Consider the following 10,343-nt stretch of genomic DNA (forward strand, 5'->3'; position numbering starts at 1 on the left):
CCTTGGTCACGCTCAGCTTGCAACTGAACTGTGCGATAGTTCCGTTGATTGTCACACGTCCCATGATAGGGACAATTCCGTTTCTCTCCTTGCTTCCGTTTACATAGAAGACTGTCTTGAATGTACTTCTCATAATTCCTTGCTTTTTGTTCTGTGCAAAATTAAATCATGAGAGTTGCATGGCAAATTCACAACCTGTGCAGAATTGAGAAGTAAAAACCGAAGCCGTTAAAAATGCTTATTAGAGAGTTTCTTTGAGGTAATGACTTGAAAGCGTTTCTACTTCTCAAATCCGCCATTTTCGCATTTCCTCACGAACGTCACTTAAAGCCAACAACTGCCACAACCACCTGAAACTCAAAACAAAAGCCCAAATCTGCTATTTTTTGCTTTTTTAGTCATTCTTTTTCCGAAAAATCGTACTCGTATATGATCATCAGACCTTGCATACTTAGATTCAACAGATTGCCACCCTTCATCATCACTTCCTGTCATAACCTTTTGATCTTTTGACAAAGTTAAATCTACACCTTCAGTAGGTACAAAATCAAAGATACGGATACCTGCAGTGGAAATATTACCTAATGTCACCGATTTTAGCCAATTACAATTGAGAAAGGCATCGTGACTTATAGATGAAACTCTCGGAGCATAGATTGTTTCAAGACGATTACACTCCTGAAAAGCATTCCTGTCTATACGCTTTACATCTTGCAAGTTAATAACTTTCAGCGGTTGACAATTCGAAAATGCATTAGACGGCAAAGTCTCAACTCCGTAAACAGTTAATTCTATACTGCCTTCACTTGCACTTTTTAGAGCTTCTCTTATAGCATCAAACACACTCTTATCTGCATTTGCAGGCAAATTTCTGATTTCAATGTTCTTATTGCCCGCAGCCAAAGCATTTTTTATAATTAGTACAGCATTTTCTGTAGTTGTTACAGCATCGCCACCAGTAATGTCATCGCCAGGCCCCCAATCCGTAACACTTACATTTCCTATTGTAGCTTTGTCCTTACCTATTTTTACATCATAGGTATAGCTCATAGCTTTGTCAAGAGCAGGAATTCCCGTTACATCCAGTTTTGTAGTCTGAGTTGCCTTGCCCTCACCATCATTGTATGTCACAGTGAGTTTGAGGAATTTCTCTGTAGAATTGGCAGCTCCAGGAGATACCAAAGCATAGAATACATTGCTGCCATTTTCTTCTTTTTTACAAGCTTGGATAGCTGCGTAGCTGTCACTTTCTCCTGCAGGAACTTTCAGCTTAGAATAAACTTCTACGGCAGAAAGCGTAGGGTTAAGATCTTTGAACTCATCTCCAAACCCGCTTACTTTGACAATGACGCGAGCCGTCTGACGTTCAAAGTTCAATGTCAACTGTCTGTCGGAAGGTATATATGCCTTTTCTATAGCTTCTCTGCTTATCATATAATCTGACTTCTCTATTTTGTCAACTGTAGATTGGTCTGCTGAGACATAACCTACAGAGAAAGAATTGGTGGTACTTTCATCCGCCTTCTCAGGATAACAAGCCTCGAAAGCCTGGGCATTACCCGTCCAGACCAGATAGTCACCAGCATTCGCAGGTGCCCATACCTCGCCCGTCTTCTTATAAATCACGGTTTTACCCTCAGTAGTTACGCTGATAGCATCGTTCTCATTAAAACTCTGTTGTTCCGCTTCTGTACCCACAGGATTACTACGGGTAAAAATGCTGTTTCCACCAACGGTGGCAGCAATCTTCACCTCATTGGCGGCAGTGTTAGCTCCCAGTTCGTCATCAGTAGAGCAAGCGGCAAGCATTGCTATAACTGCAAATGCTCCCATATATCTTGTAATCTTCATATCTTGTCTATTTTAAATGTCAAACAATTCTTTAATCAGTCTCTTTTTCGGTAATGGTTTCTTCTCCCCAAGGCTTCGCTGTTATGGTGCCCCCTTGCACTACATCCTTACCAACTAACAGAAGCAGGTCATGTTTCTTACCAGATACAAAATTCACATCGCTGGTGGATGTCCAGATGTAATCAGTGCCATCCACCTTAAACGAGATACAGAATGATCCTGCGTAAACTCTCTGTGGAATCACAATGGCAGAATATTTGAAGGTGGCATGGTCGGTTGTTTTATCAGCCTTCGTGAATTCTACTGTTTCTGGAGTAATGGCTCTTGACATTCTGGTACCTTTAAATTGAAAACTTATAGGGTCTGCTGCAAAATTCACCTTACTGCTGATAAAGGTGCCATCCACCTTGACATCAGTTACGGTTGCTGACGTAACAGGCTTTTCTTCATCCTGATTAAACTGGTCTCTCAACTCGATAGTGAGATTCAGCTGACTGAGGAGATGGGTGAATGTGACATCAACCGCTTTGCTGGTATTCAATTCCAAACCAGGCGTGAATCCTGTTTGCTTATATACAATAAGGTCGGATGAATAGTCTTCAGCATTGCTTTGGTCTTCTTTTACAGAAAAGGCATAATCAGTCTTTCCGAAGACTTTAACTTTGCCATTTGCATCTTCGGTAGTCTCCTGATATGGCGCATAAGCCAGAATATCAACAGCGGTAGTTGAATTCTGCCACAACATCTGGGTAGCCGGAATCCAATTGCTGCCTTCCTGTGATACCTTGATATTATCATAGGTATATTTTTCGCTATTAGCATTTTTGATGCAGAAGCCGAACGATTTAAGCTTGTCCGTACTGTTTCCGTAAGAGGCACGGGTATTCATGCCATCTACACTCGTCATGATTCTAACCACATTATCCATTGGATAATTGTTCTGTGCCAAATCCTCATCGTTGGAGCAGCTGGCAACTGCCGTTGCCAAAGCTGCCATTGTTAATATTTTAATTGCTTTCATATTGTTGAATTTTATGTTTTAATTTTAAGAAAGTTAATCATAAGCCTCACCCTTGATAGGTTCGCCTGTAGAACCCCAGTCGGAGATGTTAACATCGCCAAGTTTTATGATATCACGTCCTACCTCCAGGTTGATGGTGGTAATCTTACCACTCTCTAACTTGAAAGGTGTGCCGTTGTCGTAGATGAAGTCCTTGCCGCCAATGGTGATGGTAATCTTCTGAACACCATCCTGCGGGATGATGATGGAAGCATATTGCTTGTTGGCAGTTATAGCCGGCATGTCGAAGTCAGCTTTATCTTCTGCTACAGCAGATGGGGTGACAACCTTGGTCAGATAATTGACGGTTGCTTTTTTTGCGGCATTGCCTACAGCTACCTTATCTACGGTAGGTCCCTCTGTTCCCCACTGGTTCTTATAGGTAAGGTTCACCACAAGTTTTGCCATTACATGGGTAAAGGTAAGAGGAACAGGTTGCTGTTCATCGACATTATAGGATAAGCCATCTTTGTTGACTGCCACCAAGAGGTCGCTTTCCACTTGCTTTGTCTCATCGAATGTATATTCTCCGGCAGAAAGGTCGGATATTGCTGCTGTAGGATAGACACCGATGAAATAATGCTTGTCACGGTTGTTCTTCCAAAGCATCTGTGGAGTGGATACCCATGAGCCGTTTGTCTGCTTATTGATGGCGTTATTCACCACACGCTCGCGTGTCTCTGGAGCAACAGTTGCATCGCCAGTCCAGGCATACACACTGATTTCATCACCCTCCTCAAAGGTTTGTCCACCCTTCTCATCTGTGGCAACACGTGTCATATTGCCGATACTGGTTGAAACGGTGATGTACTTGGAGGTCTCGCCTCCGATACCGTTCTCGTTGTCAGAACAACTGCCCAATGTCAAAGCCATTGCCATCAGGGTAAAGAGATAAGTTTTCTTTTTCATTGTCTTTTACTATTATATGTTTATATTCTTGTTTTGATTCTTGCGTAAATGAGAGGGTCGCTTAATCTTCTGGATTCAGGATTTCACCACGATAAATCCATTCCTCAGTCCAATCATCTATCTTCGTGCTCGTAAGATACATGTAAGGTTTCATCTCCTCAAATTCCAAGTTTATCTTGTACTTGCCGCCAGATTTCATGACGGGTGCTTCGATGTCGTAGTTGCTAACTACTCCCCCAGGAGAAATCAATTGGATAAACAACTTGGTGGTATGTAAACCGTTGGCTGTCGGCATCAAGCGTAATGTTTCCGTTTTTAAAGTTTCGCCAGGCACTGCGATTCTCAAAGGTATATCACACTCTTCCTTGGTATAGCTTGCCGTCCCGAATGTTCCATCCTCATTCTTTTGCAGGGGAAGGAGTCCGGTTGCCACATTCAGAACCTTGCCTATCATTGCAAAATTGTCTGGAACTCCTTCAATGAAGATGGTCAATTCTGCAAGTATATGTCGCATTTCATTTTTTGTTATGTAGTTGACATTTGATTTGTCTATACCGATGTCCGTGACACCATAATAGGCATGGTCGGGAGAGGCACTTGGATTGGACAATCCAAACATGAGTTGGTTCATGTTGAGGGTTGCCCTTGTAGCCTCACTGATAAAAAACGGTTCTATAAGGTTGGTGGCAGCCAGAATCTGATAATGCCCTACAGGAAGAGCAAAGCGTTGGCTTGCTACCTCCTGCGTGCTTCCATCATGTTTTTCCTCAACTAAGGAACCGTCATCGGCATTGAATATCCAGAGCTTCACGTCTTTCACTTCCGTACCTTGGTCGGCCTCATCTGCCCAAGTGAGCGATACCGACAAACCACCCTCATCCTCATCAGAATGAACATCATGGTCGCAACTTGCCAACAGGCATGGGACGCATAACAGCACCCATAACCAAATATTAAATATTCTTTTTGCTTTCATTTTCTATCTTGTTTTATGGGTTACTGATGATGATTGGTAAAAGGCAAGTTGATTCCTAATCTTACTCCACTTTCCCATACAAAGTTGTTCTTATGCTGATATTCCGGCATTCCATCCATACGTTCGCCAGTAAGACGAGTCAAACCGGAATAGATGCCCAATTTCAGACATGAAGTCAGTTGGTAGCCCACCTGCAAGTCTGCACCATAACCCAAATGCCAGTTGGTAGAACCTTTCATCACCTTGGCATCATCGGCTATAGTATGGATGTCAGCTTTGGTCGTTACTGCATATATATGAGGTGAAACAGCCAAATCCCATCGGCTGTCAGCTGTTTGAGGGAACAACCCAAGGAGATTGATATTCACTCTTGCCCCATATTGTCCCATTCTGACATGGCTTTTCAGATTGGCATATTCCCAACTGTCCATGCCTAAGACACCTGCCTTGTAAAGCACGCCGTCGCTACCCAACCAATAGTTGCGTTCTACGCAGCAGTCTTGTGCAGACAAGTTCATCTCTCCATACTTGGCAGATAACTCAGCCGAGAAGATGGAGTTGAAACGATAGCCACCATATATGCCAGCAGCCCAACCAAGGTGCGTCTTGTCATGTCCGAAACTTGAGAAAGTAGAGAAACCGAAAGGCATTCCACCCTCAATACCGACGTACCAGCCTTGCGAAATAGTCTTTCCATCTTCTTTTGCTTCTGCTCTCGCAAAAGAAAATGGAAGAATAAATGCAAGTATTGCTACCAGCAACCGATTTTTTGTTGTCAAATAATTTATCATATCATTCATTTTTTTTACCGTAAAAATAAAGATCTATCTCCAATTACAGGACAAGTATCCACCATAAAGCTAATTCATCCATTCTATCCGAAACTCACTCCAGGAAATACAAGAGGTTTGTTAGGAAGATAAATATGGATGCGAAGAACAAATATATATAAAAGCGTTCCCTCTTGATGAAGTCACGAAAGCTATAGCGAGCCTTATAGTGATCATCAAGATATATCCTGTACTCATGTATCATGGCATATCCCAAGATAATACCTAATATGAGTACAAACACCCCGATGATGATCAGGGCTAATTCTATTCTTGGCATAGTTTCTATTATTTCTTTCATGGCACAAAGATAGTGTTTTTCTTAGAAAATTACGCTAAAATCAGCCGAATAGCTAAAAATGAACTATTTATGAGTTTTTCACCTCAATAGAGGTAATGATTTAGCAACAGTTCTAAATTCTGCAATCTGCATACGTTTGCTGCCTAACAACTCTTTTCGGCTGCAAAAATACAAAAAAAATAATGAATCTAAGAATTTTATTAAACAAAAAATATCAAACAGAGTAATATGTTGCAAAAAGCACGGTCTTACTAGTAGTCTGTAAAGTCTAAAAGTTGAGTAAAACGTCGTTCGTCACATACTGATGATTGATGAAATATCACACGTGCCTTACTAAACTTTTAGACTTTACAATCTACTAGTTGTTTATTTTGCGAAATACGTATTTACAACATTTGTTGTTGTATTTTGCAATTTTAGCAACTTGTCGGTAAATTCTAAAACTTTAAACTTAACAGGGAAAGTTTTTGTACCCTTTCCTTCTGATGGAAAAATAACATAAAATGTTTCTACGTTTTCCTGCTGTATTAAGTATGGCTTCTCTATAGTATGAGTCTGTCCATTAAAGGAGAAACTAGTTGTGTATGTCGTATCTTTGAATATAAGATTCGAAGTATAAGACTTTCCTTTTGGCAATTGCAACTCCCATTTTTTACCTTTTAAGCTGTCGATTTTAAATGATTGTGCATGAACTAATTGCCCATTTAGGAACAATAGAGAAATAAAAAAATATTTAAAAATTAACTTCATATTTATTTAATTACTTTATACCTGTTAATACTATATTATAATCTTGTAAAAAATACCCAGCATTAACTGAGTACATACAAGCAAGCTCAGGGTCCATATAAATAGCAGCACCCGTATTGGAGTTATATCCTACACATAACACATTATGGGCAGAGCTTTCTATTTGGCTATTTACATCAGTCATGACGGGATGCTTGGCATCTATTGCAGACTTATAATTTGTAAATGTTTGAGTTTTAAAGAAATGTGTTACAAAAGGCTCGATATAATCCAAAGAAACACCATCAATCAAAGGATTTGAATTATATGTTTGTGTATAATATAGAATATACGCTCCCTCATTTACTGTTCCACCAAAAACTTTATTGTTTGCATACTCCATAATTGATGTTACGCAGGCATTAGGTATTTGCTTTGCCATTGTTGTTGGCAAACTACTTTTGACAAAGACATCACCTTTTTGTTTTGAATATTTTGTCGGGTTATAAATTATTTGAGTGGAAATCTGTTCTTTCGACACATTGTCTGGCTCGATTAAATCAGTCCCTTCACATGCGACCAAAAAAGTCACAGGAATAAAAAATAACAAATGTTTTATCTTCATATACATTTTCCTTTCCAAATGGTTTCGTCATTCAATTCTTGCACTTGTAGCAACCATTTTTAAACCTACAAGATTCTATATTTTTTTGCAAATTTACAAAAAAATATTTTAAGTGTTGAAAAATTAAAATTATTTATCCTTTTTAACAATCTATCTTTGTTTGTTTTTATACACAACTACTTCTCTTGTCTTGTAATTATTTGGATGCAAAGTATGTTTAATGGTTAAGTTTTTCGAAAGAAGAGCATTTTTTGTTTTGCGTATAATTTACGTTAAATTTTATAGGATTAAAGTACAATGATAACATTTTTACTCTATCTTTGCAAAATAAACATTTAATTTTCAATAGTTATGAAACATTTATATTTTTTTCTTATAGTGTCATTCTGTTCATCATTACTCAGTTGCACTAATGATGACAGCTTTCTCGCTCATGATTTTGAGACTCAGCAAAATCGTGCTTTGTCTATTTACACCGGAAACTACAACATCTATCAGATTGCTAAAAAGGTGTCATTACCATCGGCTTCCACAACCAAATTAAACTCAGTAATAACAAATTGCTGTAACGACTATCCTGTTATTAAGTGGCTACATAATTATGCAAAAGATAAAAAATACAATTTTTCAGATGTAAATATTACATCTAAAGGCATGAATGGGAATCCTGCTGCCTATGACCATAGTACAAAAATCCTGTCATTTTTAACAAGCAATGCTATAAATAACACAACTTATCCAGAAGAGTTCATACATATGAACCAAGATAATGTGTATTTTGGAGGAATTGGCACATATGAAAAAACTGCCATGCTAAATATAGAGTTCGAATCAAAATTCATTCAAGATGTTATTCATGCGCCTTATGGAACACAGTTAGATGGTTCTGGCAATAAGTATTACAATTCATATATCAATTGGGTGTATTCATTTAATCCAACATCTTCATTTCCAAATTTTACCGCAGTAGAATCTGGTTATAACAATATTTCTTGGTGGCAATTTGCTCAGGACTTCAAGGAAAGTTCTCCTTCTCCTTACAAAGATTACGTTATGAGCAATGTGCTTGTAGCAAAACTTATAGATATTATAGGGAATAATTTTGGCAAAAATACAAAAAGTATCGCTTTGGCTAGTTCAAAAAACAGTACAATCTTACCCCAAAGTTTCAAATATAAAGGAAAAACATTTATAGTAAAAGAGAACATTATCAAAAATGCACAAAACAAAATCTCTTTTGCCAATATTGCTGTATCTAGTACTTTAAAAATCAACAAATGTATCCCTGTAGATTCTATAGTCAGACAAGTATTCTCAAAAGAACGTATAAAGTATCTAGCCGAAAGAAATGAAAAAATCATTTGCTTAACTGTATTTGATGGTCAAAGTGGAAAAATAGAAGAAGTCAGTTTTTCTCTGACTTTTGCACCTGATATTACAGAAAAGGAAATTTTTAATTTAGAGCAAATTATAAAAAATCAACTTTTTTCTTTTGAAGATACAAATACTCAAGAACATTATAGATTTGTACAAGCTATAGATTTTACATTGCTGAACAAATGATATAAACCTGTTGACGATTTCTTACTCGCCAACAGGTTTAAATTTAAATCACGCATACGTAGGGACGATTGCTGGATAAAAAACATTCAAATATATCTGTATAGGCGTTTAGAGCTTACAAAAACTTCACATAGAATATCAAACTGGTTGATTTTCAACAGAAGTGTTACAAGTGATACCTAAGACTTTTAGTGGTTTTTATGAAATAGCTGCACTATTTATTGCAAGATACACTCATTCTCAATGTTTTAGGTAGTGTGTACTAAATACCCATGCAGACAAATATATTTTGCTGCGTTGGCTCTTCTTAAATTTTATTACATTTATGTATATAGGTTTTGGGAGACATTTACCGCTATACATAAAATGGAGTTCTGGAGACTATCAAATGGTTCTTATCATTAATTAGAGAAAGATTTTGTACTAAAATTTGAGAAGAACCTTGCGCGTTTGTTCCTTGCTCCTTGCCATAAGATACAAATCTGATTATAATCGAAAATGATGATTTCTTCTATCTTTTGAGATATTCCATTGCTCCTTGAACCATTCTATAATAGGCTGTCTATTGATATACAAAAACAGTTGGTTCGGCTTGGTAGAATCAGAAAACACCTTGATTTCCGCATTCTCCACATTGAACTTTCTTCTGTGTTCCTCGGAATAGAGTGAACCGCTAAAGTTGAGTGCCTTTCCGGTCAGAAGCACTCCGATTTGCTCGACTGTGAATCCTATCTTCCTGCACAGGTCTTCCATTTGCAAGCGTGCCTCCAACATCGGGAACCAACGCTTGGCTTTGCGAATGATGTCGTTGAGCATCGTTACCTCCGTGGAGTGCTTGCTCTCCAAATTCGCAACCTCCGATTGGTGCTTCCGCTGCATCTCGTCAAGTTGTTTGCTGTGACTGTCCTCCGTTCGCTGAATTTTCTCATGGAGTTCGTCAATGTATTGCTCTCGGTCTGTCACAAGCTCACACAACTTTCGGTTGTGTTGTTCCACCTCCTTCAATTTTCCACTGCCCAAAAGAGAACCAATCTTTGAAACAAGGGCGGTCTTGGCTTCCATCTTAGCAGCCTGTAGCTTCTCCGTGCTGATTTCACTCTTGGTTTGTTGTAGAAGTTGTTCTGCTTCCTCTACATCGGATTGCAATAGTTTCATGCAGTTTTGAAGTCTCTCCGTCTCTCGCTTGATGTTGCGGTAATACTGTGCCGTGGTGGTATGCCTCGCATCCGATCCACGGATACCTCTCATCAAGCCATACTTGTTCATGGCTTCAGCATAACTGTCGTGATAGCCAATCATCTTGTCTCGGTTGAGTACATCATCGGCACACAACCTCACGGCATTGGCTTTTTTGCGGTATGTCCGCTTGCCCTCGTCCGTAGTCTTACTCCTCGCCTTTCTTCGCTCGCCTGTCACTATCGGAACGATTGAGGCATGGAGGTGTGGCGTGTGCTCGTCCATGTGGAGAACCACCGAAACGACATTCTCCTTGCCGAATG

9 protein-coding genes and 1 pseudogene are annotated in these 10,343 nt (G+C 39.0%); 1 reads left to right on the top strand and 9 read right to left on the bottom strand.

What is annotated here, in order from left to right; genetic code table 11:
* The 8 genes and pseudogenes from F7D73_RS15600 to F7D73_RS15640 all read right to left on the bottom strand — a co-directional run.
* Nucleotides 1-133: pseudogene (locus F7D73_RS15600) on the bottom strand (site-specific integrase); the annotation flags it as partial.
* A gap of 224 nt (nt 134-357) precedes the next feature.
* Nucleotides 358-1,851, bottom strand: coding sequence for a fimbrillin family protein (locus F7D73_RS15605; RefSeq protein WP_153126222.1), 1,494 nt, complete (start codon nt 1,849-1,851; stop codon nt 358-360).
* A gap of 31 nt (nt 1,852-1,882) precedes the next feature.
* Nucleotides 1,883-2,872, bottom strand: a complete 990-nt coding sequence (locus F7D73_RS15610; protein ID WP_153126224.1) for a fimbrillin family protein — start codon at nt 2,870-2,872, stop codon at nt 1,883-1,885.
* Nucleotides 2,873-2,905: 33 nt separating this feature from the next.
* Nucleotides 2,906-3,820: a fimbrillin family protein gene (locus tag F7D73_RS15615; RefSeq protein WP_153126225.1), complete on the bottom strand. Its 915-nt coding sequence runs from the start codon at nt 3,818-3,820 to the stop codon at nt 2,906-2,908.
* Between the two features lie 61 nt (nt 3,821-3,881).
* Nucleotides 3,882-4,796, bottom strand: coding sequence for a FimB/Mfa2 family fimbrial subunit (locus F7D73_RS15620; RefSeq protein WP_153126227.1), 915 nt, complete (start codon nt 4,794-4,796; stop codon nt 3,882-3,884).
* 20 nt (nt 4,797-4,816) lie between these two features.
* Nucleotides 4,817-5,596, bottom strand: a complete 780-nt coding sequence (locus tag F7D73_RS15625; RefSeq protein WP_153126229.1) for a hypothetical protein — start codon at nt 5,594-5,596, stop codon at nt 4,817-4,819.
* Between the two features lie 697 nt (nt 5,597-6,293).
* On the bottom strand, nt 6,294-6,677 hold the full coding sequence (locus tag F7D73_RS15635; RefSeq protein WP_106812876.1) for a hypothetical protein: 384 nt from the start codon (nt 6,675-6,677) through the stop codon (nt 6,294-6,296).
* A 10-nt stretch (nt 6,678-6,687) separates the two neighbouring features.
* On the bottom strand, nt 6,688-7,281 hold the full coding sequence (locus tag F7D73_RS15640; protein WP_022328649.1) for a C39 family peptidase: 594 nt from the start codon (nt 7,279-7,281) through the stop codon (nt 6,688-6,690).
* A gap of 351 nt (nt 7,282-7,632) precedes the next feature.
* On the opposite strand from F7D73_RS15640, the gene F7D73_RS15645 reads away from it, so the two are divergent.
* Nucleotides 7,633-8,844, top strand: coding sequence for a hypothetical protein (locus F7D73_RS15645; protein WP_153126230.1), 1,212 nt, complete (start codon nt 7,633-7,635; stop codon nt 8,842-8,844).
* Between the two features lie 486 nt (nt 8,845-9,330).
* On the opposite strand, the gene F7D73_RS15650 is transcribed toward F7D73_RS15645, so the two are convergent.
* On the bottom strand, nt 9,331-10,343 hold a 1,013-nt coding region (locus tag F7D73_RS15650), incomplete at its 5' end, for a plasmid recombination protein (RefSeq protein WP_153126233.1).

Origin of the sequence: Segatella copri, from assembly GCF_009494395.1 — a bacterium.
Taxonomy (GTDB): domain Bacteria; phylum Bacteroidota; class Bacteroidia; order Bacteroidales; family Bacteroidaceae; genus Prevotella.